Below are 25142 nucleotides of genomic sequence, written 5' to 3'. Positions count from 1 at the left end.
ATATCCATAACTTTCCCGATTCCCGCGCATCCTTCTAGAGTCATCCGGGTTATAGTTCGGTGTGTCGTGCAGTCGCGACTCGAGGACCACTCAATCGTCCCATCTCGCGGAGGAAACAAATGAAGATTAAAGCTCTCGTCGCAACCGTAGCCACCACCGCAATTCTCACGCTCGGCGTCACCCTCGTCGCGCAGAACCCCGGCGTAGACGTCGGTCGCCGTCACCCAAACCTCAACGCAGCCCAGCGTCTCATCGAGCAGGCCATCAACCGCGTCTCTACAGCGCAGGGCGCCAACGAGTTCGATATGGGCGGACACGCTGCCAAGGCCAAGGCCCTCCTCGATCAGGCGGACGCCGAAATCAAGCTCGCCGCAGAAGCCGCAAACCGCCACTAATCATTCACTGCTTCCCTCTCCGCGACCGCCAGCTCGCATCAGCTAGCGGTCGCAGGCCTGGTCCGCTCCTGCAAAGAAGGCAAGTTCATCCGCTACTTCTCCCAGACCGACGTTTTCCGCGCCTATCTTGACCGCCTGAAGTCCGACCTCATTTGACCTTACCCCTGAAGTACCCTCCGCCGACAGTTGCCCAATAGCAGCAAAATCCAGCACTCTGTAGGTATGGAGAATCTCTCTATATCTGCGACCGTGTCGGACGATTCAGCTTTAATGAACCGCCCCTCCCGCATCGTCGGCCACAGTCAGATGGCGGACCAGATTCGCAGCCACGCCTGGGAGCAAACCATCCTTGGTCCAATCTCCTCCTGGCCTAGCGAGTTGGTGGTCGCAGTCAATCTTCTACTCTCCTCTAAACTGATCTCCTGCATCCTTTGGAGCGCAGACAAGCTGCTGATCTACAACGATCTCTATCAACCGCTGCTCGGCAACAAGCCATCCGCTCTAGGCAAGCCGTTTCTCGATGTGTGGGATGAAATTCGCGAGCAGGCCAAAGCCATCATCACGCCGCCGCTGACGGTCGGCGAATCAAATCTTTTTGATAAGGTGCCGTTCAAAATCCTTCTCGACGGCGAGTTCTCCGAGAAAATCTGCACACTCACGAATAGCCCCATCTGGACGGAGACTCCGGACGGACCCAGGATCCAGGGTCTCTTCCAGACCATCGTCGACCACACCGAAGGCGAACGCGCCATGCGTCAGCTCACGGAAAGCGAAGCGCAGCTGCGCCACACCCACGCCGAACTTGATGCCATGTATGACAGCGGCGCCGTCGCCTCTGCCCTCATTGACCCCATAGATTTTCGCTACGTCCGCGTCAACACCAAGTTGGCCGAGATGCTGGACTCAACGGTCGCCGAAGTAACAGGCACCAGCATCTTCGACCTCGCCTCCAATGTGCCAACGCTGCGACATCAGTTATTGCAGGTCGCGAAGGGTACTCCCCTGATGAACGTCACCGCGGAAGGAGAGATCGCCACGCGCCCCGGAGAACTGCGAAGCTGGCAAAGCAACTACGTTCCCGTGCGCTCGACTACAGGCGAGATCATCGGCATCGCCGCCGCAAGCATCGAGACCACCGGTCAGAAGAAGGCCGAAGCCATCCTCATCCGCAACGAAAAGCTCGCCGCCGTCGGCAGACTCGCCGCATCCATTGCGCATGAGATCAACAACCCTCTCGAATCGGTTACCAACCTGATCTATCTCGCTCGCGGCGCAAGCGATAAACTCACCGCCAATGAATACCTCGAGACCGCTGATCGGGAATTGCGCCGCGCCTCGGCCATCACCAATCAGACGCTCCGCTTCTATAAACAGTCCACCAGCGCTCTCAGCGTCACAGCGCATGAGTTGCTCGAAAGCGTATTAGCGATTCAGCAGGGCCGCATCGTGAATGCTGGCATCCATGTGGAGTTCAGGGATCGCACATCGGAGCGGGTCAAATGCTTCGATGGAGAAATCCGCCAGGTTCTGAACAACATCATCGGAAACGCCATCGACGCCATGCACACGAGCGGAGGCCGCCTGCTCGTAAGAAGCCGTACGGGTACCCACTGGCCTACCGGCGCCAGAGGCATCACTCTCACCATCGCAGACACCGGTAACGGAATGTCATCGGAAGTCCAGGGTCGGCTCTTCGAGGCCTTCTACACCACCAAGGGCATCAACGGAAACGGTCTGGGTCTTTGGGTAAGTAAAGAGATTATCGACAGGCACGCCGGTAGTCTGCGAGTTCGCAGTTCTACCCTCCCCGATGCCCACGGCACGGTGTTCTCCATCTTCCTTCCCTTCCAGACGTCCAAGATCTGACCCTCGCAAGCGGTTGCCACCATCAGGCCATTTCGTCACTTCTTCTGGAAGATAACGATGTGCTGCAGTGGCAGCGTCTCCACCGTGCGCACGCGCACCAATCCCACCGCATTCATCTCCTTCTCCAACTGGTACACAGACATCTTGTGCACCTCCTTGATCTGGACCTCAGGGTCTTCCTTCCGATACTCGACGAAGACCACCCGCCCCTTCGGCTTCAGAGACTCACGCACCCTCTCCATTACCTCGCGTGGGTAAGCCAGCTCGTGATACACGTCCACCATCAGCACCAGATCGACAGCCCCGGGGGGAAGATGCGGATCTGTCTCCGTTCCCTTCACGACCTCGACGTTCGTCACCTTCATGGCGGCGGCGCGTTGATGGAGTGTCTGCAACATCTCGTCCTGGACATCGACGGCGATGACCTTTCCCGTCTCACCAACCTGCGGTACCATGCGAAACGTAAAATAGCCCGATCCCGCTCCCAGGTCCGCAACGACCTCGCCAGGACGAAGATGCAATGCGGCGAGCACTTCGGCTGGATGCTCCTCCGTGTCTCGCTGGCTCCGGTCCAGCCACGCAATACCGCCAGCGCCCATCACCTGAGCAATCTCCCGCCCCATGTAGAACATGCCCGTGCCATCGGGATCGTGCTTCGCACGAGCTTCATAGAACGGCGATGTCTGCGGACTGGGTATCGCGCTTTGAGTGTGTGCCTCAGCCACGAGGCAGGAGAGACATAGACTTACAGCAATCGCACGTCGTTTGAGATTGAGCATCGCAAAGGCTCCTTGCCCGTGAAACCTCTCGATTCAATCACACCCGTCCCACCACGGACTGCTCGACCGCCGCTCAACTCAAGTCCCGTCGGCTGCATTTCATACGCGATGAAAAGTTTTGGTCGACTTTGAATCCTTCTCGCTCCCCGCCACATCAATTCGATGGCTGTCGAAATATCAAAGCGATATCGACACAAGGAGATTTGAAATGAGCACTCTTACAGGAAAAGTAGCGGTCGTCACCGGCGGGTCCAAGGGCATTGGAGCCGCCATCGCCAAGTCACTCGGAGCTGCTGGTGCCTCCGTCGTCGTCAACTACGCCTCCGACAAGACCGGCGCAGAGGCCGTCGTCAAGGCCATCACCGAAGCAGGCGGCAAGGCCGTCACCGTCAAGGGTGACGTCTCCAAGGTCGCCGACGCAAATGCCATCATCGACGCCGCCATCAAGACCTACGGAAAGCTCGACGTCCTCGTGAACAACTCGGGCGTGTACGAGATGCGCCCCCTCGAGGCCATCGATGAAGAGCACTTCCACAAGCAGTTCAACGTAAACGTGCTCGGTCTTCTGCTCACCTCGCAGGCCGCTGCCAAGCACTTGCCCAAGGGTGGCAGCATCATCAACATCGGCTCGCTCGTTAGCCGCATCACGCCCCCAGCCAGCGCCGTCTACACCGGCACAAAGGGAGCCGTCGATGCCATCACCGGCGTCCTCTCGTTGGAGCTTGGTCCCAAGGGCATCCGCGTCAACGCGCTAAACCCAGGCCTGGTCGAAACCGAAGGCACACACACCGCCGGCTTCATCGGCTCCGACTTCCACAAGGGAGCTGCTGCTGTCACCCCACTCGGCCGCATCGGTCAGCCTGACGACATCGCCACCGCTGCCGTCTTCCTCGCTTCCGACGATTCCGGCTGGATCAACGGCCAGCTCATCAATGCCGCCGGCGGCGCTCGCTAAGGCCGTCCGGCACGCCAACGAAATCGGCACGCCCGCTACAGCCAAAGGCGCGACTCTCCTCAGCGAGTCGCGCCTTGCTTTTGCCGTTCGAGACGGGCATCTGGAACCGGGCGACACTCTGTTAACATCGAAGTAGACAACTTCGATGACAGAGACCTCCGCAATAACTCCCGCCGCTCCTTCGCACGACTCCCGCCCCACCCGCGTCCGCATTGCTCCTTCGCCCACAGGCGACCCGCACGTCGGCACCGCCTACATCGGCCTGCTCAACTATCTCTTCGCCACCCAGCGCGGCGGCCAGTTTGTGCTGCGCATCGAAGACACCGACCGCACCCGCTTCGTCTCCACCAGCGAGCAAATGATCTTCGACGCCCTCAAGTGGGTCGGCCTCACCTGGCAGGAAGGTCCCGACGTCGGCGGCCCCTACGGACCCTATCGCCAGTCCGAGCGCACCGAAATCTATCGCGAGCACGTCGAAATCCTCCTCGCTAACGGCACCGCGTACAAATCCTTCGAGACCGCCGAAGAGCTCGAGGCGATGCGCCAGTCGCAGATCGCCGCCAAGATGCCGCCGCGCTACAACGGCGCCCACCGCGAGCTGACCGCCGAGCAGATCGCCGCCTTCGAAGCCGAAGGCCGCCAGTACACCGTGCGTCTCAAGGTCCCCGCTACCGGCTCGACCACCTTCCGCGACGAGCTGCGCGGCGAGATCACCTTCGATCACAACAACGTCGACGACCAGGTACTGATGAAGTCCGACGGCTTCCCCACCTACCACCTCGCGAACGTCGTCGATGATCACCTCATGCAGATCACCGACGTGATCCGCGCTGAGGAGTGGATCAGCTCCACGCCTAAGCATGTGCTGCTTTACAACGCTTTCGGCTGGGAGCTGCCCAAGTTCTGGCACATGCCGCTGCTGCGCAACATCGACAAGTCTAAGATCTCCAAGCGCAAAAATCCCGTCTCGCTCAACTACTACCGCGAGTCCGGTTACCTGCCGCAGGCGATGCTCAACTTCCTCGGCCTCATGGGCGGCGGCATGGCCCAGCCCACCGAGCAGGAGATCGTCTCGAAAGGCCTCAACACCAAGGAAGGCGACATCTTCTCGCTCGCCGAGATGATCGAGAAGTATGACTTCGCGCGCATCTCCCTCGGCGGCCCGGTCTTCGATCTCGTCAAGCTCAAGTGGCTCAACGGCGAGTACATCCGCAAGCAGTCGCCGGATGAGTTCTTCGCCACACTGCGTTCCACGCTCTTCTCCGACGCCTACCTCCGCGCCGTCGGCTCGCTCATCCAGACCCGTATCGAAAACATCGGCCAGTTCGGCGACATGACCGGTTTCCTCTTCTCGGACAACGTCATGCCCCCCGACATCGTCTGGATTCCCAAGAAGCGCGAGCCCGCCGACACGATCAAGTTCGCCGAAGAGCAGCTCACCACGCTCGAAGCCGCCGCCTGGGACCTCGACTCCATCACCGCCGCACTCAAGGCTCTCGGCGAAGCGAAGGAATGGAGCGTCAAAGAAAACTTCATGCTCCTTCGCGCCATCCTCACCGGCAGCACCACCTCACCGCCGCTGGTCGAAAGCCTCATCGTCTTCGGCAAGGCCCGCACGCTCGATCGCATGAGGCGCTTCATCGCCTTCCAGAAGTTGCCGAAACGTTCGTAGCCAGTGTCACGCTAAAAGCCCTTTCGGTCGCCAGGATCGAAAGGGCTTTGTTCCTACAAACCTCGCTCATGCCAACTTAGTTCGCCGAAACCTCAATCTCCTGGTTCACCGAAATCCCGAGCGTCACGCTCTCCTCGGCAACTTTGTCTTCTGCCACGTCGACACCCGCCAATGCAGGCGTAAAGCCCGCAGCGTTGATGCTCACGGAATAGCTGCCCGCAGTCAGGTTCGATAACTCGAACGCTCCTGCGTCATCGCTCTCGAGCGTGCGCGTAAAACCATCTGCACCGGTGACAATCACCTGCGCTTTGGGGATCAGCGCGCCGGACGGGTCAAGCACCGTGCCGTGGATCGAGCTGTGGTTAGACTGGGCAAACGCCGAAGTCATGCCGAGTGAAAGGAAGAGGCCGAGCGCAAAGGTCTTGGAAGTGAGGGTCATGTGTGTATCTCCTAAGTGTGTGAAGTATGATTTCCCTGTGACTTCCCTAGAAGAAATCATCCCCGCACCCCGTGCGGTCACATTGAGTCATGCTGTGTCACGAATTGTCACGCTAAACGTAGGCTTTTGTAACAGCCTGTCATGCCCGTATTACTTCAAGTGAATGATGTCCATAATCAGCGCGTCGCTGACCTTCCACACGCCATCCTTTTTCACCAGCACCTTCAGATAGTAGGAATGTCGCGGCGCCATCGGGTGCCCGCTCACGTCATTCACTAGCCCTTCAATCTGTTCATCGCTCCACACAGCGGCCGTCGTTGGCGAAGTGATCCGCACATCCAGAATCCGTGTCGGCGCAGTATCTTTCCCCGCCCGATACCCTGGCCGAGCCAGCAGGTCCGTAAGAAACTTCTCGATCTCTGCCGAGCCATGCAGCCGCACCCCAAACGGATTCTGCCAGATCGCATCACTCGTAAACGTCGACGCCACCTTCTTCGCATCGAACTGGTCCCAACCCTCTGTCTCGCGTGCCAGCACCGCTCGCACCTCCGCCTCATCGCGCGACTGCTGCGCACGAGCAAGCGGTTGCAGCGCAGCGACAAACAGTATCAAAACCATCACTCTGCGTAGAGACATCGCAACCTCCACCTTCGACTCCGAAACATGCTGTCGATAAACCATATCAACATCGCAACAGCATGATCGAGTCGCAGCCAACGCCCCCAGCAATATCGTTCTCCCCTCAAATCTGCTAGCTTTTGAGTCAATGCGATTTCATCCCCTCCTCCTAGCCTCTCTCTTCGCCACGACAGCCTTCGCCCAGACGGCCCCCGTCGCCAGCCGCCTCGCGGCACAGAACGATCTCTTCGAGCAGCAGTATCAGTCTGACCTCAAGCTCTCGCCTGAACTCGCCACCCAGCTCGGCGACTATCGCTACAACGATCAGCTCTCCGACGCCTCCATTGCAGGCCAGGTCCACTCGAACGACGTCAACAAGGCCTTCCTCGCAAAACTCCAGGCCATCTCCACCAACGGCTTCCCCGAGCAGGACAAGCTCTCCCACGACCTCATGCTGCGCTCCCTGCAGCAGCGCATCACCGACTTCGGCTTCAAGGACTGGGAGATGCCCGTTAACCAGATGGGCGGTGCTCCTACCGATCTCGCCGATCTACCGCTCTCCGTACCGCTCGACTCCGTTAAGCACTACGAGGACTACATCGCCCGCCTTCATCAGATTCCCCGCGTGCTCTCGCAAACCCAGGACGTGATGCGCGCCGGCATGAAGGACAACCTCATGCCCGTGAAGTTCCTCCTCGAAAAGATCCCGGCTCAGATCGACGGCGTCCTCGCGGAAGACCCATACCTCACCCCCACGAAGAAGTTTCCGGCCTCCATCTCACCAGCCGACCAGCAACGCCTCACCAAAGAGATCACCGACGCCCTCAACACGCAGGTCTTCCCTGCATACAAGTCATTCAAGGCCTTCCTCGTCAACAACTACGATCCGCACGGCCGCACCACGCTCGCCATCACCTCGTTGCCCAACGGACAGGCCCGCTATCAGAACGACATTGTCTCCTCCACCACCACGCATCTCACCGCGAATGAGGTTCACGAAATCGGCCTGAAGGAAGTCGCCCGCATCGAGGCGCAGATGGCCGCCATCGCCAAACAGCAGGGCTTCGCCGACAACGCCTCCTTCCAGAAGTCCCTCAGCACCAACCCCAAATACAAGCCCACCTCTGCCGAGCAGATCCTCGACGACTACCGTCACTACATCGCGCAGATGCAGCCGAAGCTCAAAGACCTCTTCACCGTCATCCCGGCACAGCCCGTCACCGTTGAAGCGATCCCCGCCTTCCAGTCCGCCATGGCCACGCACTACCAGGAGGGCACGCCCGACGGAAAACGCCCCGGCCGCGTCGTCGTCGCCACCTCCGACCTCGCGCATCGCTCGCTAGTAGGCGACGAATCCATCGCCTACCACGAAGGCATCCCCGGCCATCACATGCAGATCTCGATCGCCCTCAGCCTCACCAACATCCCCAAGTTCCGCACCATCCTCTTCAACTCCGGCTACATCGAAGGCTGGGCACTCTACGCCGAGCAGCTCGGCAAAGAAGTCGGCTTCTATCAGGACCCCGTCAGCGACTACGGTCGCCTCAGCAGCGAGCTCTTCCGCGCCATGCGCCTCGTCGTCGATACCGGCATCCACGAAAAAGGCTGGACCCGCGATCAGGTTGTCGAACACCTTCGCACCGTCGGCATCGACGAACCCGAAGTGCAGTCCGAAACCGACCGCTACATCGCGTGGCCCGGCCAGGCGCTCAGCTACAAGCTCGGCCAGCTCACTATCCTCAAGCTTCGCGCCCGCGCCAAGGATCAACTCGGTCCCAAGTTCGACATCCGCACCTTCGACGACGAAGTTCTCTCCGGCGGCGTGCTACCGCTCGACGTCCTCGAAGCGCGCATCGACAACTGGATCGCTGCGCAGAAGTCTCACTAACCCACTCGCGGCAGGCCTCACCCCGAGGTCTGCCGCTTCTTCTTCAAGCCATGGCCCCCACACTCGACATCCTTCAGCACCGTCTCCGCACGCTCATCCCCGCGCAGTATCAGCAGACGCCCGCAACGCCCGCCTCCATGGGCTCAGCAGGCCTTCAGTACAACGCAGACGGCACAGTGGCGTGGGACAAAATCTGGGGCAGCTTCTGCGACCTCGCCCTCGCTGGCGGCCCGCCGCATAAGGGCACGCTGCTGCAACCTGCCTCCGCAGCCGACATCGCCTCAAAACATATCCCCTATCAGCAAGTCGTCCGCGAGATCTGCCGCGGCATCACGCTCGTCACCGCACTCGACGACGAACCCGACACCCCCGGCTGGGTCCGCCTCAGCTGCACCAGCAACGTCATGGCAGGCTGGCTCCTCCGCGCCATCACCACGGAAAACGTCGCCGTGCGTGCCGAAGGCTCCACGGTCTACCTTCCCGCCAGCCCTGACTACCGCCTCGACAAGCAGATCAAGAACGTCATCACCGTTATCGCAAAAACCACACACTACTGGCGCGATCACATTCCCGCCTCGCAGCAGTGGGCCATCGCCGATCTCTTCGCAGAAATTGAAATCGAGCTCCCACTTCTGCAACCGTCAAACGATGCTTCGCACGATCACTACCAGCGTGTCGCCAGTCTTATGCAGCGGAGCACGGATCTATTACCAATCGTTCCTCAATATCCCGGCTGGCTCGGCGTCACCTGTTCTAACCCTCAGGCAGCGATCGACGCTATGCAATATGCGGTCTCGCAAAACCTGTTGGCCCGACGCGAAGATACGACGCTGTTTCTACCGCTCAACCCGGCAAGCGACCCTGATGGCAGGAATCTTCTCCGTCGGATCTCGTCCCGCAAACTTCGGAACGCTCTGCCATGATCGGACAAGAGTGAACGAGTGCAAACGCCAATTTACTCTTGACGCGACATAGACGGTCACGATACCGTGATCGCACTATGGCCCCCACACAACGCTGGCTACCAAGAGCCTCCTTCCTTATGGCACTCGCCGCTATTGTGGGCTGCGCCTCTGGCGGTGCCACGTCCACGGGAGGTACACCCGTATCGACCGTCACCCCCACAGCGAAAGCCCAGTTCGCCTACGTCGGCGGCTTCAGTGGCGAAATCTACAGTTTCACGGTCTCTTCTGCCGGCGTCTGGACTCCCACCTCGCAGGTAGATGTCGTTACGGGAGACAACTTCGGGGCCATGGCCATGGACCCCCTCGGTAAATTCGTCTTCTATGCGGGTTTCCTGAACGGAGCAGTCAGCTCCTACAGCATCACCCCTGGCACCGGCACCCTCACTCTGGCCAGCACTGCCGCCGCGTCGAACGCCAACAACCGCCCGGAGAATATGACCATTGATCCAGCCGGGCGTTTCGTTTACGTGGCAAACACCGGCTTGAATACCGTGTCGGAGTATACGGTTAACCGCACAACAGGCGCACTCGCTCCCGCTATTGTCACTACACTGCCGAACGCTCCCGGTATCCTCGGCACCTTCACGAGCCCCGGCGGTATCGTCACAGACCCGACCGGGAACTACCTCTATGTCGGAGAGTATGGCTATGTCGTCTGCTACTCCATCGATCAGACGACCGGCGCTCTGACGCCACTACCTACGCCCACTGTTCCGGGGACCGACTATTTCACACTTCGCCTCGATCCCTCCGGTAAGTACATCTATGCGACTCAGGGTCGCAGCAACGCGGTGGATGTCTACTCGATCAGTGCTTCGAACGGAACTCTCACGTCGCTCGGCCCGATCCCCACCGGAAACGGCGCCACCGACATCGGCCTGACCATCGATGGGAGCCACGCCTACGTTATCGACCGCGACGACTCGACCATCTCTCTCTTTAGCACCACCGGGACACTCGGAGGTCTTGCTCCGCTAAGCCCGGCCACCATGTCGGAGTTTGGACAACCCTACATCATCCAGATGGACCCAGGCGGGCAGTTGGCCTATGTGGTTCGTGAGGCTGGCAGCGTCCAATCCTTCCAGATCAACGCGAACGGCACACTTACCTCGTATCAGAGCGCGACCATTGCCGATAGTCCCGTTGGCCTGGCTATCTATCCTACTCATCCCTGATTGAGGCGTAGAGCTCTGCGAATCCTTCGGCGCGCTGAGTTACAACTCGCTTCGTCGGCATAAGTTGCACTAAATTTCCGGCAACTCGCTAGACCTTTCCGTGTCTCTAACAACAAGAGCCAACAACGAGGCTCCCCTGTTGCAGGAAAGGATCAAACCATGATCACGAAACGCACCACCACTCGCACCGCCACCGCGCTTCTCTCCTTCGCCTTGCTCGCCGCCAGTGGAGTCGCTTCCGCTCAGTACTATCAGGGGCCTCCACCCCAAGGCCCCGGCTACGATCGTGGCGGCTGGGATGCACCGCCTCCTCAGTTTGCAGCAGCGCAGCAGCGCGGCTTCCATGACGGAGTCGAAGGGGCTCGCCGTGACTTCGACAACCACCGTCGCCCCGACGTCAACAATCGCGACGAGTATCGCAACCCGCACTTCATCGCGCCGCCCGATCGCCAGTCCTATCGCGAAGGCTTCCGCCAGGGCTACCGCGTCGCCGTCGAACATATCTATCGCGGTCGCTAGTCTTTCCGCCTAGACGTCCACAGACCCACCTCTTCGAAGGTGGGTCTGTTGTTTGCATCTGCCAAAAGTTAGAGCTAACGCCCGTTCACAGTCACCTTAACACCCAACGTCCTCGGCGGAAAACACGCCGCGTTATCGCAGGCCTGATACCGCAGCATGCCACTTAGCGTCGTCGCTCCCTTCGGAGCCACGACCCGCAGCATCACCCGAAACTCGCCCTGATACACATCGAGAATCGTCCCCTCACCGATCGGCAGCTTGAACTTCACCCCAGCCGGATACTCTTCACTGACGACCTTCACGCCCGCTCCATCCAGCGTCAGCTTGGTAGGAATCAGAAACTCGTCCATCGGTGTGTGCGAGTTGATATGAAACCCCGGGTCGACCCGAAAGCGCAGTTCGACATCCTGCGTCTTCCCCGCCGCCACATCCACCGCATCCGACAGCAGCTCCACATGATCGCGCCCCGCAGGCTTCTTCGCCCCCATATCGATCTGCTGCGCCTGAAGCGCCCCACACACCAACACCGCGGCAGCAAGCAGCCGCAACGATCTCCCTGTTCCCTGTTCCTTACTCCCTATTCCCTGCATCACAAAATCTTCTTCACGTTGGCTTCGATCTCATCCTTCGTCGGAGCTCCCGCCGAGGTAACAGCGATCATTCCCTTGCCATCGACATAGAACGTCTCCGGCAGATAATCGACGCCGCCATACAGCTTCGCAATGTTGTCATCCGGCTGCAGAATCTCGTACGTCACGCCGATCTTCTTCGCCGACTTCGCAATCTCCGCCACGTCCGTTCCCGTATCCTGCGAAAGCCCAAGGATCACCAGCCCCTTGTCCTTGTACTTCTGGTTCATCTCCTCGAACCACGGCATCTCCAGCTTGCACGGTCCGCACCACGTCGCCCAGAAGTTCACGACCACCGGATGTCCCTTGAACTGAGCCAGCGAGACCTTCTTGCCGTTCAGGTCGACCAGCGTAAACCCCGGGGCGACCTTCCCCTTCAAAGTATCGCCCATACCATCGGGAGCACCGCTGTTGGCTTCTTCCGGCGAGTTCTTCGTCAGTGTCGTGATCCTGTCCTGCACGCGCTGCATCGCCAGCTGACGCTGATGATGGTTGTACCAACCCGCCCAGAACAATCCGCCAATCACCACAAACACTGCCGCCAACACCGCTATCCGACGCACCACAGCCCAACCTCCCGCGCTCGATCCTCGCGCTCCTCTTAGTCTAACGCCACATGCTCTGCTAGCATCGCTGTTGTCCCGATGAACACCGTCGCCAACTCGCCAGCCGACCTCATCCGCATCGAAGCCGCTGCGCTCGAGCAGCTCGCCCTTCGCCTCGAAGGCCCGCAGCGCCGAGTGTTCGATGCCGTCGCCGTCGCAATAGTTACAGCCGCGCAGTCCGGGCATCGCACCGTCCTCACTGGCATCGGCAAATCCGGCCTCATCGCCCGCAAGATCGCCGCGACCCTGCTCTCCACCGGCACGCCCGCAGCCTTCCTCCATCCCACCGAAGCCCTGCACGGCGACCTCGGCCTGCTCGCCGCCGGAGACATCCTCATCGCCCTCAGCTACTCCGGTGAATCCGACGAGCTCCTCCGCCTCATCCCCGTCCTGCCGCGCCTCGGCATCACGCTCGTCAGCATCACCGGCTGCACCACCTCCTCGCTCGCAACCGCCAGCGCCCACACCCTCGATGTCTCGGTCGACCGCGAAGCCTGCGCGCATCAACTCGCGCCCACCGCCTCCACCACCGCCATGCTCGCCCTCGGCGATGCCCTCGCGATCGACGTCAGTCAACGCCTCGACTTTCAACCGCAAAACTTCGCCGAGCTCCACCCCGGCGGTCAGCTCGGTCGTCGCCTCACCGCCATCCGCGAGCTCATGCACACCGGCGACGCTCTGCCCTCCGTGCTGCCCACGGCCACGCTGCCCGAGATCATCCACGAGATCTCCGCCCGCCGCCTCGGCATCACCACGATCCAGCAGAACGGCACCCTCCTCGGCATCCTCTCCGACGGCGACCTCCGCCGCCTCTTCGAACGCGAAGGCCCCGCCGCCTTCCACCGCTCCGCCTCCGAGATCCTCCACGCCTCACCGCGCACCATCGCCCCCGATCTCTTCGCAGCCGACGCGCTGATCCTAATGGAGCTACACAAGATCACCGCCCTCATCGTCACCGCCGACGGCACCCCGACCACACCCGTCCTAGGCATCCTGCACCTGCACGACATCCTCAGCTAGGGTCCTTCACTCTTTGTCATTCCCGTAGGGAATCCGCTTCCATAGTTGCCCTTGCCCTTTTGCTTTGCCCTTCCGCATTTCGCTTTGTCATTCCCGCAGGGAATCTGCGTCTGTAGCTGCCGTTTTATTTGTCATTCCCGAAGGGAATCTGCTTCTCAGAACCACCTCTGAATTGTCATCTCGACCGAAGCATCGCAGCCCTACCGCGATGCGCAGTGGAGAGACCTGCATTTGCCCCGCCCACTCCTCCCTCCACCCCTCTCCGCTACAATCGAACAGATATGCAACGTTGGTCGAAGCTCTTCATCCCCACCCTCCGCGAAGCCCCCACAGACGCCGAAGTTGCCAGCCACAAGCTGCTTCTCCGCGCCGGTTACATTCGCCAGCTTGGCGCAGGCATCTACAGCTATCTGCCACTCGGCCAGCGCGCCATCAACAAGATCGTCGCCATCGTGCGCGAAGAGATGGACAAGATCGGCCAGGAGTTCCTGCTCCCTACGCTGAACCCGCGCGAGCTCTGGGAAGAGTCCGGTCGCTACGAGGTCATGGGCGACAACATGTTCAAGCTCAAGGACCGCAAAGGTGCTGAGCTCGTCCTCGCCATGACCCACGAAGAGGTCATGACCTCCATCGCGCGCAATGAGCTCCGCAGCTACAAGCAGCTGCCGCAGATCTGGTACCAGATCCAGACTAAGTTCCGCGACGAGCCGCGCCCCAAGTCCGGCCTGCTGCGCGTTCGCCAGTTTCTGATGAAGGATGCCTACTCCTTCGACATCGACACCGCCGGTCTTGACAAGAGCTACGACCTGCACGACGCCGCCTACCGCGCCATCTTCACCCGCTGTGGCCTCGAATTCGTCGCCGTCGAAGCCGACTCCGGTGCCATGGGCGGCTCCGGCTCGCAGGAGTTCATGGTCTACACCGAAGCCGGTGAAGACCTCATCGCCTCCTCCGTGTCGGGCTACGCAGCCAACCTTGAAAAAGCCACCTCGCAGCTCGCGCCCGTCGAAGACCTCGCCCCCACCGGCGACGGCACACCCGAGCTCATCCATACTCCCGGCAAGGGAGCCATCGCGGACATCTGCGAGTTCCTCAGCATCCTCCCCTCGCAGGACATCAAGTGCGTCGCCTTCATGGGCACCCGCTCCGCGCATCCCGCAGGCGAACCGCTGCGCCCCATCGTCGCCTTCCTGCGCGGCGATCACCAGGTCAACGAAACCAAGCTCAACGCCATCGCTGGCACCGCCGAGTTGCGCCCCATGCTGCCCGAAGAGCTCGCGCTCTACATCGGCGGCCCCGCTGGCTATCTCGGTCCAATCGGTATCGAGCAGGTCATGACCAACGGCTCGCTCAACGGTCTCAAGTCCGGCAAGCCGCTAGACAAGCTCAAGGGCGTCTCCCGCGAAAACGCAGGCGAAGGCCTCAAGACCATCGTCGTGCTCGACCCCGGTCTCGCTGGCCGCAAGAACCTCGTCGCCGGCGCTAACAAACTCGACCACCACTTCCGCAACGTCACGCCGGAACGCGACTTTTCTACCACCCTCACGGCCGACATCCGCAACGTCAACGAAGGTGAGCTCGACCCCATCGGAGGACAGCCCCTGCGTCTGGGCAAGGCTGTGGAGATCGGTCACATCTTCAAGCTCGGCACCAAGTACACCGAGAGCATGGGCGCACGCGTCCTCGATACCAACGGCAAGGAAGTCACGCCCATCATGGGCTGTTACGGCATCGGCATTGAGCGCATCCTTACCTCGGCCATCGAGTCATCCGCCGCGAAGTTCGCCGCCGCTGGCAACGCAGATCAGTACGCCCTGCCCGCCACCATCGCGCCCTATCAGGTCGTCGTCACGGTAACCAACATCAAGGAAGCGAATCTGCTTGTCGAAGGGGAGAAGATCGCTGCAAATCTCTCCGATGCGAGCATCGACGTCCTCCTTGACGACCGCGACGAGCGCGCAGGCGTCAAGTTCAAGGACGCGGAACTCATCGGCGTGCCCTACCGTATCAACATCGGTAAGAAGCTCGCCGAAGGCCAGGTCGAGATCGTCGACCGCCTCAGCGGCACCACAACGGACATCAGCCTCGACAACATCACTGCGCATCTCCAATCGCTGCTGACGACGTCCAACTAAATAACCCATACAGGGGATAGAGCCTCACTCTGTCCCCTGGGTTCTATCCCCTTGTCTCCTTGGCCCCTATGCCCGTAAAGCTCAAGCTCGCGAACACCTCGAACTCTCTCCTCATGAAGCTGGCGCGCTTCGCGATGATCGCCTGCCTCGCCTGCGTGGCACTCGGCGGCCTCGTCTTCGGCTACTTCTACATGAAGTACCGCGGTGAAGTCGAAAGACGTCTCGCGCAGGGGCCGCTCTTCGCCTCCGTCGCGCAGGTCTACGCAGCCCCGCAGGAAGTCCGTGTCGGCCAGCAGCTCTCGGCTATGTCCATCGCCACCTCGCTCCGCCGCGCTGGCTACAACAGCTCGCAGCAACTCGGCGACTACCAGCTGCAGGACGACTCCATCCTCATCAAGCCCGGCCCGCAGAGCTACCTCGCCATGGATGGCGCCACCATCACCACCGCCGTCGGCACCGACGGCAAGCCCGTCGTCAAATCCATCACCGCCGAAAACGGTGCCGCGCTCGCCGCCTACAAGCTCGAGCCGCAGCTCATCACCGCGATGAGCGAAGACAAGAACCGCACCAAGCGCCGCCTCGTAACCTACAACCAGATTCCCCCGCGTATGGTGCAGGCCGTCGTCGCCATCGAAGATCGCCGCTTCTTCGAGCATGGCGGCCTCAACTACGGTCGCACTATCAAGTGCGCCGTGCAGGACATCCTCGCCGGACACAAAAGCTGCGGCGGCTCCACCCTCACCCAGCAGCTCGCGCGCGGCTTCTTTCTCACACCTGAAAAAACCTACTCGCGCAAAATTGCCGAGATCATGATCACCTTCCAACTCGAGCATCGCTTCGACAAGCAGCAGATCTTCGAGATGTATGCCAACCAGATTCCCCTCGGCCAGCGTGGCAGCTTCGCTATCAACGGCTTCGGCGAAGCCGCCGAATCGTACTTCGGCAAAGATCTCCGCCAGCTCGATCTCGCCGAGTGCGCCATGCTCGCAGGCATCATTCAACGCCCCAGCTACTTCAACCCCTACAAGCACCCCGACCGCGTGCTCGAGCGCCGCAACATCGTCATCGACTCCATGGTCGAAACCGAAGCCATCTCCCAGGCTGACGCGGATAAGGCGAAGGCGGAACCTATTCGCCTCGCTCCGCCGAACATCGATGCCAGCGAAGCTCCCTACTTCGTCGATCTCGTCCACGACCAGATCGTGCAGCGCCTCGGCGACTCCAGCTCCTCGCGCGGTGCCCTCCGCATCTACACCTCGCTTGACCCCGAGCTCCAGCGCGCCGCCTCCGACGCAGTCGCCGAAGGCATGAAGCACGTCGACGAACTCGTTCGCCGCCGCTACGCCCGCGCTCACGGAAAGACCACCAAGGGCAAGCCCGGTGAAGCTGACCCGACTCCTACCGGCCCCATCACCTACCCGCAGGTCTCGCTCGTCGCTCTCAATCCGCACACCGGCCAGATCCTCGCTCTCGTCGGCGGTCGCAACTACGCTGTCTCGCAACTCAACCACGCCGTCGCCGAGCGACCCACCGGCTCCATCTTCAAGCCCTTCGTCTACGCCACGGCCTACAACACCTCGCTCAACGGCACCACCCTCGACGAGAGCGGCGTCTTCACCGCGCTCACCAAGCTCAACGACGACCCGCAGGACTTCGGCGGCGGCTACACCCCCGGCAACTTCGAGCACGGCGAATACCCCGGCATGGTCACCGCCATCACCGCCATCGAGCACTCGCTCAACATCGCCACCATTGCGCTCGCACAGAAGGTCGGCTTCACCAACGTCGCCTCCCTCGCTCGCTCCGCAGGCATCGTCAACGCCAAAGCCACCCCCTCGATGGCCATCGGCACCTACAGCGCCACGCCCATCGACATGGCCGGTGCTTACACCGTCTTCGCCAACAACGGCATCCATCTCAAACCCTGGGTGCTCTCCAGCGTCCGCAACCCGCAGGGAGACATCGTCGCCGACTTCACCCCCGAAGCCAAACAGGTCCTCGATCCCAAAGTCGCCTACCTCACGCAGTCGTTGATGGAAGCCGTGATGACGTATGGCACCGGCAGCGCCGCGCGCGCCCACGGCTTTTACGCTCCCGCCGCCGGAAAGACAGGCACCTCGCATGACGCCTGGTTCGCTGGCTACTCATCAAACCTGCTCTGCATCATCTGGGTCGGCAACGACGACTACACCGACGTCAAGCTGCAAGGCGCCGACGCCGCCGCTCCCATCTGGGCCGAGTTCATGAGCCGCGCCATCAAGCTCCCGCAGTACTCGGACATGAAGAGCTTCTCCGCCCCCTCTGGCGTCGAAGTCCTCCGCATCAACACCCCCACCGGCATGGCTGCCGACGACACCTGCCCCGACAACGACGTATCCATGGCCTTCCTCGTCGGCACCACCCCTCCCGGCACCTGCTCGCACATGGGCGAAACCTCACCGCAAAGCTTCGGCAGCAAGCTCTTCAACTTCTTCAAGGGCGGCTCCGACAATGAGCCCCAGCAACAACAGCCACCCCAGATACCCCAGGCCACCATCCAGAACCAGCAGCCCCCCCAGCAGCCAGCCGAAGAGCCAGCCAAGCACCGCAACATCTTCCAAAAGATGTTCGGCGCAGGCAAGCCCAAACCCTCCGACCCCAATCAACAGCCTCCGCAGTAAGCCGTAGGGACTCTGCACCAGTCTGCTTTGAAGCGCACGTTCTGCTTGCAGGGTACGCGTTGCTTTGAAGGGCACGTTCTGCTTTGAAGGGTACGGGCTTCAGCCCGTACAAAAAAGCTCAAAGAGATGAAAGGGCTTTAGCCCCGGAGGTCTGGCAAAGCGCCCCATCTTCGCGACGGCTTCATGGTCGCTAAGGTGGAATGACACTCCTCACTTCTCACTCCCCACTTCTCACTTCTCACTGCCTTTTCAACACCCAATCCTCTTCCGCCCCACCACCGTCGTATTCCCTACCGGAGCCGCCCCACTCTGCCCTTCCGCCGCCGCCCATGGCTGACACACCGGGCACCAATACGTCGGCCGCGCCGCCACTCCCTGCAGCCTCCGCATAATCGCCGTCCCGCACCGCCGACACTCCTGCCCTTGCCGCCCATACACCCACGTCCGATCGCTGCGGTCCATCGCCCGCGTCGTCCGCCGAGGCCCCGTATACGTCACAATCCCCTCGCCAGCCTCACCCCGCTGCCCATCGCCCACATTCGCCTTCATGTACTTCAGCGAGTGCTCCACCATCTTCTCTATCTCGCCCGCACTCAGCGTACTCATCGCTCGAAACGGATTCACCCCCGCCGCAAACGCGACCTCGCTCTTGTACACATTCCCCAACCCCGCCATCACCCGCTGATTCAGCAGCACCACCGCGACCTCGTCCGCAGGATGCGTCCGCATCCTCTCGCGCATCGCAGCCACGCCCTTCTCCAGCGTGAACCCCTCAGCCAGCACATCCGGCCCCAGCTTCGGCACCTGCGAGCTCCGCTCCAGCGACCGCGCCGTATGAAACTCCGCCACCTGCGCGTTGAACAGCACCGCTTGAAAGCTTTGGTCTCTATACCGGGAATCTGGGTGCCCCACGTCCGGATTCTCGGACGTGGGTTCGCAGGATGCCTGCCCACCCCCGTTTTGTTGGGGCGGGACTTCAGCCCCGCCGTCAGATACCCCTGAAGACGACAGTGGCTTCAGCCCCAGAGGTCCCACCTGCACCACCACCCGCATCGCCCGCCGCGGCATCTTCCACCGCTCCCCGGTGCGATAGATGTGCCACGACCCCGACATCAACATATGCGACAGCAGGATCAAATCCCCAGAGAAGTAGATCAAACACCACTTTCCCCGAGCCTCCACCCGCTCCACCACGCGCCCCACCAGCGGCGAGTCATCATTCGCACTCGCCAGCTTCGCAAACCCCGTCTCAAACCCAGTAACGACACGCCCACCCAACGCCTTCTCCAGCGCCCGCGCCGTTCGATAGATTGTGTCTCCCTCAGGCATGTAGGAACTCTCCTAATCTTAGGATGTTCTGGCCTTCTTGTTTGTCATTCCCGTAGGGAATCTGCTTTTGCATTGGCTGTTGCTTTTATTCTTTCTTCAACAAGTCGGGGCTGCTAGCCTGCTCCTCATGAAAGCCGATGACTACTGTTTCTGGGTTTACATTCTGGCCAGCCGATCCCGCTCGCTATACATCGGCATGACCAACAATCTGCGCAAGCGCCTAGCAACGCACCGATCAGGTGTACCGGGAAGTCACACTGCGAAATACAACATCCACCGCCTCGTCTACTTCGAGCAATTCCAATACGTCACAAACGCCATCGCCCGCGAAAAAGAGCTAAAGAAGTGGACACGCTCACAAAAGATAGCGCTCATCGAAAAGAAAAACCCTACGTGGGAAGACCTCGCGGAAGGTATACCTCTCGGCCCCGCCTACGAAAAGCAGATTCCCTGCGGGAATGACAACAAATAGAAACCAATACCTTCTCCTTTGTCATACCCTCTCCTTTGTCATTCCCGAGGGGAATCTGCTTTGTTCTTGCCTTTGCTTGTCATTCCCCAAGGGAATCTGCTTTTCAAACCCTCGCAATACCGCCCGTCGGCAGCCCCGGCAAACCCTTCCGCACATTGAACCCCATCGGCGCCGCGAAGAACCCAGCCTCCAGCAGATACTTCGCCAGCGGATGCTCCGCCACTGCCACCCCATTCACAGTCGTAATCAGCAGCCCCGCACGCGAGTTCGTCTCATCCTTCCGCACCATCGCCACTAAGAACTCCGCCAGTGCGCGCGACACCTGCGAGCACCCCGGCTCCTCCTCGGGAATCATCACCTGGATCGCCGGATTGCCTCTCCTCAAGTAAGCCGACAACGCCCCGTTCACCAGCACCACCCGGGCCCCCACACTCCGCGTCAGCGAACTCCCTTCCTCCGGCGCCGCAGGCCACCGCAGCAGCGCCCCATACGGATTCGCCGGGTCCGTCGCCGCCAGCATTACCACCTCAGCTTCATCCTCGCTCCCCGCCACGCGCAGGCTCCGCAGCAGGTCAACCGCCGCAGGCATCGCAAACTGCGTCGCACCTAAGTCCGCGGCAAAATACCCACGCCGCACCTTGCCACTCTCCTCGAGCGCCTTCATCACGTCATACACGGCCGAAAAACCTCCCGGCAGATTCTCCGCATGCGCCGTCTCGCGAAACACTACGCCATATCGCGTCAACAACTGCTGCGCAATCGCATGAGACCACTGCGTAGCGCGCGTCCCGTCGCGCCCATCATCGAACGCAATTGCATTCAAACTCCATCGCCCCTGCGCCGTCGGCGGCGTCGTTCTCCGGCTCCTGAAACCCGCCTGCTTGTTGATTTGGTTATGCACCCTTCGCGCTGGCTTCGATCTGCCCGTGCTCGCAGGCCGCTCGCAGTACGCCCGCAGCGACAGCAAGCCGTCGTTCATCAACATCCCGCGCCACACCAGCGACCACAGCGCCTCCAAAGTCTCTCCCGGATACCCGCCGCCCACGCCATCATGCAGGTCCTGGAAGAACGAAGCTCCACGCGCGCGCAGCCACTCCACGATCTGCGATTCCTTCTCACTCAACGCAGCGCCATCCCCCTTGGCATTGTCATCCTGAGCAGAGCGAATGACCTGCTTCTGCACCGGCACGACCCTCGTCGGAGCCCACAATCCAGAAAGCTTCTCCGCAAGATACAGCCCGATCCGCCCATCCCGCTCCCCCAGCGGATCAAGCCCCACCCACACCACCTCACCCGCCGCAATCAGCGTGTCCAGATCCGACGACCGATACCCACTAATCCGCGCCGGCAGAATCTCGCTCTCCAGCAGAGACGCAGGCAGCGGAGCGCCCTGCAGATTCTCAATCGTATCCAGCAACGCATCCAGCCCGCGCCGTGGCTGCACCACGCCCTGCCACCGCGTAAACAGCCGCGCCAGCGTGCGCTGCGCCACCGGCTCAACCTCCTTGCGCAGCTTCGCCAGGCTCTTTCTGCGAACCGCGCGCAACACCTCGGCGTCGATCCATTCGCGATTCAACCCGCCCGGTCGAAAGCCGCCCTCCACCACGCGTCCCAGCCCCACCAGCTTCTGCAGCGTCACCTCAATCGTCGCGTTCGAAAGCTGATACCGCGTCGCCACATCCGGCGTTGTAAACGGCCCATGCGTGCGCGCGTACCGCCGCACAATATCCAGCAGCGCATCCGGTACCGCCTCAAGAAACGCCGCAGGCAGACCCGGCGGCAGCGGCACACCCAGCGCATCCCGCACTCGAGCCACATCCTCCACCGCAATCACCCGCCGCTCGCCTGCAATCAACAGTTCCAGCGCGCGCCTCGCCTTGATCAGCCGGTCCACCGTCGCCGCTACCTCAGGCGTCTCACACCGCAGAGCAATCTCCGCCCGCGTCATATCGCCCAGCCGTAGCAGCAGATCGTGCAGGCCGTCCATGTTCCTGGCCTTGTAGCCTTCCACGACGCACTGCAGCTGCTCTTCCGTCTCCTCGATTGCCGCCGAGTCCAGCAACTCGCGCAGATCGGCATCGCCCAGCAACTCCCGCAGCTGGTCCTGATCGATCGCCAGCGCCTGCGCCCGTCGCTCTGCCAGCGGAGCATCGCCGTCATAGATGTAGTTCGCCACATAGCTGAACAGCAGCGCTCCCGCAAACGGCGAAGGCATGCGCGAATCCACCACATGCACCCGCGTCTGTCGCGTCTCGATCCCGCGCAGCACCTCCATCAGCGCCGGCATATCGAACACATCGCGCAGGCACTCGCGGTACGCCTCCAGCAGCATCGGAAACTCCGCATACCGGCTCGCCACACTCAGCAGGTCGTAGGCACGCTTTCTCTGCTGCCACAGCGGCGTCCGTCCCTCCGCCCTGCGCCTCGGCAGCAACAGCGCACGCGACGACGCCTCGCGAAACTTCGCCGCAAACAGCGCCGTCGAGCCAAGCTGCGCCATCACCAGCTCACTCGCCTCCAGCGGACTCATCATCAACACGTCAACATCGGGCGGCGCGTCGCTCTCCGGGAATCGCAGCACGAACCCGTCCTCGCTCCACATCGTCTCTACATCAAGCCCCGCGGCCTTCAGCTTCGCAGACACCGCCATCGCCCACGGCGTATGCACGCGGCTTCCCAGCGGTGTCAGCACGCACACCCGCCAGTCCCCCAGCTCATCGCGCACTCGCTCGATCACAATCGTCCGATCGTCCGGCACCTGCTCCGTTGCCAGCTCCTGATCGACCAGATACCGCAGCACATTTTCCGCCGCCTTCTCATCCAGATCGTGATCGCTCACCAGCTTCGTCATCGCCACGTTGCGAGGCATCGCTCGCAGCTCTCGCACTAGCGCTCCAATACGCCGCCCGAACTCGATCGGCCTTCCCGGCCTGTCGCCATGCCAGAACGGCATCTTTCCCGGCTCACCCGGAGCAGGGCTCACCAGCACGCGGTCCTGCGTAATCTCGTCGATCCGCCACGTCGAAGCCCCCAGCACAAACGTCTCGCCCGTCCGTGCCTCGAACACCATCTCCTCGTCCAGCTCGCCCACCCGCAGCGGCTTCGTAGCCCCGCTCAAAAACACCCCATACGTGCCGCGATCCGGAATCGTCCCGCCGTTCAAAATAGCTATCCGCTTCACACCTTGCCGCGGAGTGATCCAGTTCTTCTCGCGGTCCCACGTCACCCGCGGTCGCAGCTCCGCGAACTCGTCACTCGGATACCGCCCCGCCAGCATATCGAGCACGCCGTTGAACGTCGTCACGCTCATCCCCGCAAACGGCGCGGCGCTCCGCACAATCCCCAGCAGCGCCTCATAGCTGATCCCACCCTCGTCTTCCGCCGCGAGATTGTCATCCTGAGCGGAGGCCACAGCCCGCAGTCGAAGGACCTGCTTCTTGCTCGGAGCCACGACCACCCCCGGCGGTTGCGAAACCACAGCCACCATCTGCTGCGCCAGCACATCCAGCGGGTTCCTCAAAAACCGCGTCGACTCCACATGCCCCTCATGCATCGCCTGCGTCACCGCAGCACACGCAATCAGGTCCGCCCGATACTTCGGAAAGATGATACCCGTGCTCGGAGCCCCCACCTGGTGCCCCGCCCGCCCAATCCGCTGCATCCCGCTCGCCACACTCGGCGGAGCCTCGATCTGGATCACCAGATCCACCGCTCCCATATCGATGCCCAGCTCCAGCGACGACGTACACACCAGCGCCCGCAGCTTGCCCGCCTTCAGCAGCTCCTCAATCTCACTCCTCTGCGCCGCCGCCAGCGAGCCGTGATGCGCCCGCGCAATCGACTCCCCCGCCAGCTCATTGATCGCCCCTGCCAGCCTCTCCGCCACCCGCCGCGCGTTCACAAAGATCAGCGTCGACGTCCGCTCTCGAATAATCTCCAGCAGCCTCGGATGAATACTCTGCCAGATCGACGTCCGCTTCGGTCCTTGGCTTGCCGCCCCGCTCGGCAACTCCTCAATGTCGCCGAGCTTCGCCATGTCCTCCACCGGCACCTCGACCTTCAGCTCCAGCACCTTCCGTGCCCCGGCATTCACAATCGTCACGGGCCGAAACCGCACCCCCGCCGGCTCAGATTCATTCGTCTGTAGATTGTCATCCTGAGCGGAGCGAAGAACCTGCTTCTCAACCGTCGTGCCGCTACTTTCCGCTCCCCCCAGAAACCGCGCCACCTCCTCCAGCGGCCGCTGCGTCGCGCTCAGCCCGATCCGCTGAATCGGCCCACCCCCATTCGCCGCCACCAGCGCCTCCAGCCGCTCCAGGCTCAGCATCATATGTGCCCCGCGCTTGGTCGGCACCAGCGCGTGGATCTCATCGATAATCACAGTCTCCACCGACCGCAGCGCGTTCCCCGCATCGCTCGTCAGCAGCAGGTACAGCGACTCCGGCGTCGTAATCAGAATCTCCCCCGGATGCCGCTTGAACTGCGCGCGCTCCTTCGGACTCGTATCCCCCGTCCGCACCGAAATCGTGGGCACCTGCACCGCCACGCCCTCGCGCTCGGCCCTGTTCGCAATCCCCGCCAGCGGAGACCGCAAATTCCGCTCCACATCCACCGCCAGCGCCTTCAGCGGCGACAAATACAACACCCGCACCCCTTCAGCGGCTCCCTGCTCCCTATTCCCTACTCCCTGCCCTTGCAGCATCAGCCGATCCAGACACCACAGAAACGCCGTCAGCGTCTTGCCCGTCCCTGTCGGCGCCAGGATCAGCGTCGACTCACCCCGCGCAATCGCTGGCCAACCCTCCCGCTGCGGAGCCGTCACCCCCTCGAACACCGCGCGAAACCACTGCGCCGTCACTGGGTGAAACACCCCCAGCGCATCAATCTCCGCCACAGCCTCGGGCTTCGAACCCCTCACCCTGCCTGTCTTTTTCTGCCTGCTCGCATCCGACACATCAGCTTCCCTGGACATACGTTCCCATCCTACAGATGCCGTTTCTGTCACCATTCGCCGTACAAAA

General features: G+C 61.6%; 19 protein-coding genes. 12 read left to right on the top strand and 7 right to left on the bottom strand.

All coding sequences use genetic code 11. From position 1 onward, the window contains the following. The first annotated feature begins 119 nt into the window (after positions 1–119). Together OHL14_RS13480 and OHL14_RS13475 are read left to right on the top strand one after the other, a co-directional pair. Positions 120–395, top strand: coding sequence for a hypothetical protein (locus tag OHL14_RS13480; protein ID WP_263379874.1), 276 nt, complete (start codon positions 120–122; stop codon positions 393–395). 270 nt (positions 396–665) lie between these two features. Further along, complete coding sequence (locus OHL14_RS13475; protein ID WP_263379873.1) at positions 666–2261, top strand: sensor histidine kinase; 1596 nt, start codon at positions 666–668, stop codon at positions 2259–2261. A 35-nt stretch (positions 2262–2296) separates the two neighbouring features. Here the strand turns inward: OHL14_RS13475 and OHL14_RS13470 are convergent, their stop codons facing one another. Next, positions 2297–3040, bottom strand: coding sequence for a class I SAM-dependent methyltransferase (locus OHL14_RS13470; RefSeq protein ID WP_263379872.1), 744 nt, complete (start codon positions 3038–3040; stop codon positions 2297–2299). 208 nt (positions 3041–3248) lie between these two features. Here OHL14_RS13470 and OHL14_RS13465 point away from each other — a divergent pair, with 208 nt between their 5' ends. Together OHL14_RS13465 and gltX are read left to right on the top strand one after the other, a co-directional pair. Next, positions 3249–3995: a glucose 1-dehydrogenase gene (locus OHL14_RS13465; protein WP_263379871.1), complete on the top strand. Its 747-nt coding sequence runs from the start codon at positions 3249–3251 to the stop codon at positions 3993–3995. A 145-nt stretch (positions 3996–4140) separates the two neighbouring features. Continuing rightward, positions 4141–5667 carry a glutamate--tRNA ligase gene (gene gltX, locus OHL14_RS13460; protein ID WP_263379870.1) on the top strand — a complete coding sequence of 509 codons (1527 nt, stop codon included), beginning with the start codon at positions 4141–4143 and terminating at the stop codon, positions 5665–5667. 76 nt (positions 5668–5743) lie between these two features. Here the strand turns inward: gltX and OHL14_RS13455 are convergent, their stop codons facing one another. Further along, a complete protein-coding gene (locus OHL14_RS13455) occupies positions 5744–6106 on the bottom strand; it encodes a carboxypeptidase-like regulatory domain-containing protein (RefSeq protein WP_263379869.1) in 363 nt (120 codons plus the stop codon). Positions 6107–6256: 150 nt separating this feature from the next. Then, entirely contained in the window at positions 6257–6742 is a 486-nt protein-coding gene (locus OHL14_RS13450; protein WP_263379868.1) for an SgcJ/EcaC family oxidoreductase, read from the bottom strand. 130 nt (positions 6743–6872) lie between these two features. On the opposite strand from OHL14_RS13450, the gene OHL14_RS13445 reads away from it, so the two are divergent. The 4 genes from OHL14_RS13445 (at position 6873) to OHL14_RS13430 (ending at position 11271) form a co-directional block, all read left to right on the top strand. Next, positions 6873–8612 carry a DUF885 domain-containing protein gene (locus tag OHL14_RS13445; RefSeq protein ID WP_263379867.1) on the top strand — a complete coding sequence of 580 codons (1740 nt, stop codon included), beginning with the start codon at positions 6873–6875 and terminating at the stop codon, positions 8610–8612. Between the two features lie 50 nt (positions 8613–8662). Continuing rightward, positions 8663–9535, top strand: coding sequence for a hypothetical protein (locus tag OHL14_RS13440; protein ID WP_263379866.1), 873 nt, complete (start codon positions 8663–8665; stop codon positions 9533–9535). 119 nt (positions 9536–9654) lie between these two features. Further along, positions 9655–10752 (top strand): lactonase family protein, encoded by a 1098-nt coding sequence (locus tag OHL14_RS13435; RefSeq protein WP_263379865.1) that lies wholly within the window; start codon positions 9655–9657, stop codon positions 10750–10752. 159 nt (positions 10753–10911) lie between these two features. Further along, the gene (locus OHL14_RS13430; protein WP_263379864.1) at positions 10912–11271 is read left to right on the top strand and encodes a hypothetical protein; all 360 of its coding nucleotides are present in this window, start codon (positions 10912–10914) and stop codon (positions 11269–11271) included. Positions 11272–11345: 74 nt separating this feature from the next. Here the strand turns inward: OHL14_RS13430 and OHL14_RS13425 are convergent, their stop codons facing one another. After that, positions 11346–11861, bottom strand: a complete 516-nt coding sequence (locus OHL14_RS13425) for a protein-disulfide reductase DsbD N-terminal domain-containing protein (protein WP_263380285.1) — start codon at positions 11859–11861, stop codon at positions 11346–11348. Beyond that, positions 11861–12466, bottom strand: coding sequence for a TlpA family protein disulfide reductase (locus OHL14_RS13420; protein ID WP_263379863.1), 606 nt, complete (start codon positions 12464–12466; stop codon positions 11861–11863). The genes OHL14_RS13425 and OHL14_RS13420 overlap by 1 nt, the downstream gene beginning before the upstream one ends. Positions 12467–12544: 78 nt before the next feature. Between OHL14_RS13420 and OHL14_RS13415 the strand changes: the two genes are divergently transcribed. The 3 genes from OHL14_RS13415 (at position 12545) to OHL14_RS13405 (ending at position 18320) form a co-directional block, all read left to right on the top strand. Further along, the gene (locus OHL14_RS13415) at positions 12545–13525 is read left to right on the top strand and encodes a KpsF/GutQ family sugar-phosphate isomerase (protein ID WP_263379862.1); all 981 of its coding nucleotides are present in this window, start codon (positions 12545–12547) and stop codon (positions 13523–13525) included. A 281-nt stretch (positions 13526–13806) separates the two neighbouring features. Continuing rightward, positions 13807–15660, top strand: coding sequence for a proline--tRNA ligase (locus OHL14_RS13410; RefSeq protein WP_263379861.1), 1854 nt, complete (start codon positions 13807–13809; stop codon positions 15658–15660). A gap of 68 nt (positions 15661–15728) precedes the next feature. Beyond that, positions 15729–18320, top strand: coding sequence for a transglycosylase domain-containing protein (locus tag OHL14_RS13405; protein WP_263379860.1), 2592 nt, complete (start codon positions 15729–15731; stop codon positions 18318–18320). Between the two features lie 249 nt (positions 18321–18569). Here the strand turns inward: OHL14_RS13405 and OHL14_RS13400 are convergent, their stop codons facing one another. Then, complete coding sequence (locus OHL14_RS13400; RefSeq protein WP_263379859.1) at positions 18570–19649, bottom strand: Fpg/Nei family DNA glycosylase; 1080 nt, start codon at positions 19647–19649, stop codon at positions 18570–18572. A gap of 37 nt (positions 19650–19686) precedes the next feature. Here OHL14_RS13400 and OHL14_RS13395 point away from each other — a divergent pair, with 37 nt between their 5' ends. After that, entirely contained in the window at positions 19687–20121 is a 435-nt protein-coding gene (locus tag OHL14_RS13395; protein ID WP_263379858.1) for a GIY-YIG nuclease family protein, read from the top strand. A 103-nt stretch (positions 20122–20224) separates the two neighbouring features. Here OHL14_RS13395 and OHL14_RS13390 read toward each other — a convergent pair whose 3' ends face one another. Further along, the gene (locus OHL14_RS13390; protein ID WP_263379857.1) at positions 20225–25093 is read right to left on the bottom strand and encodes an Lhr family helicase; all 4869 of its coding nucleotides are present in this window, start codon (positions 25091–25093) and stop codon (positions 20225–20227) included. Positions 25094–25142: the final 49 nt, after the last annotated feature.

It is taken from the genome of Granulicella paludicola (assembly GCF_025685545.1).
In the GTDB taxonomy this organism is placed as follows: Bacteria; Acidobacteriota; Terriglobia; order Terriglobales; family Acidobacteriaceae; genus Granulicella; species Granulicella paludicola.
This window is presented reverse-complemented; position numbering and strand designations above follow the sequence as displayed.

Coding starts and splice junctions, on each gene's coding strand:
- OHL14_RS13480 (WP_263379874.1), top strand. CDS start 120: ATGAAGATTAAAGCTCTCGTCGCAACCGTAGCCACCACCGCAATTCTC.
- OHL14_RS13475 (WP_263379873.1), top strand. CDS start 666: ATGAACCGCCCCTCCCGCATCGTCGGCCACAGTCAGATGGCGGACCAG.
- OHL14_RS13470 (WP_263379872.1), bottom strand. CDS start 3,040: ATGCTCAATCTCAAACGACGTGCGATTGCTGTAAGTCTATGTCTCTCC.
- OHL14_RS13465 (WP_263379871.1), top strand. CDS start 3,249: ATGAGCACTCTTACAGGAAAAGTAGCGGTCGTCACCGGCGGGTCCAAG.
- gltX (WP_263379870.1), top strand. CDS start 4,141: ATGACAGAGACCTCCGCAATAACTCCCGCCGCTCCTTCGCACGACTCC.
- OHL14_RS13455 (WP_263379869.1), bottom strand. CDS start 6,106: ATGACCCTCACTTCCAAGACCTTTGCGCTCGGCCTCTTCCTTTCACTC.
- OHL14_RS13450 (WP_263379868.1), bottom strand. CDS start 6,742: ATGTCTCTACGCAGAGTGATGGTTTTGATACTGTTTGTCGCTGCGCTG.
- OHL14_RS13445 (WP_263379867.1), top strand. CDS start 6,873: ATGCGATTTCATCCCCTCCTCCTAGCCTCTCTCTTCGCCACGACAGCC.
- OHL14_RS13440 (WP_263379866.1), top strand. CDS start 8,663: ATGGCCCCCACACTCGACATCCTTCAGCACCGTCTCCGCACGCTCATC.
- OHL14_RS13435 (WP_263379865.1), top strand. CDS start 9,655: ATGGCACTCGCCGCTATTGTGGGCTGCGCCTCTGGCGGTGCCACGTCC.
- OHL14_RS13430 (WP_263379864.1), top strand. CDS start 10,912: ATGATCACGAAACGCACCACCACTCGCACCGCCACCGCGCTTCTCTCC.
- OHL14_RS13425 (WP_263380285.1), bottom strand. CDS start 11,861: ATGCAGGGAATAGGGAGTAAGGAACAGGGAACAGGGAGATCGTTGCGG.
- OHL14_RS13415 (WP_263379862.1), top strand. CDS start 12,545: ATGAACACCGTCGCCAACTCGCCAGCCGACCTCATCCGCATCGAAGCC.
- OHL14_RS13410 (WP_263379861.1), top strand. CDS start 13,807: ATGCAACGTTGGTCGAAGCTCTTCATCCCCACCCTCCGCGAAGCCCCC.
- OHL14_RS13405 (WP_263379860.1), top strand. CDS start 15,729: ATGCCCGTAAAGCTCAAGCTCGCGAACACCTCGAACTCTCTCCTCATG.
- OHL14_RS13400 (WP_263379859.1), bottom strand. CDS start 19,649: ATGCCTGAGGGAGACACAATCTATCGAACGGCGCGGGCGCTGGAGAAG.
- OHL14_RS13390 (WP_263379857.1), bottom strand. CDS start 25,093: ATGTCCAGGGAAGCTGATGTGTCGGATGCGAGCAGGCAGAAAAAGACA.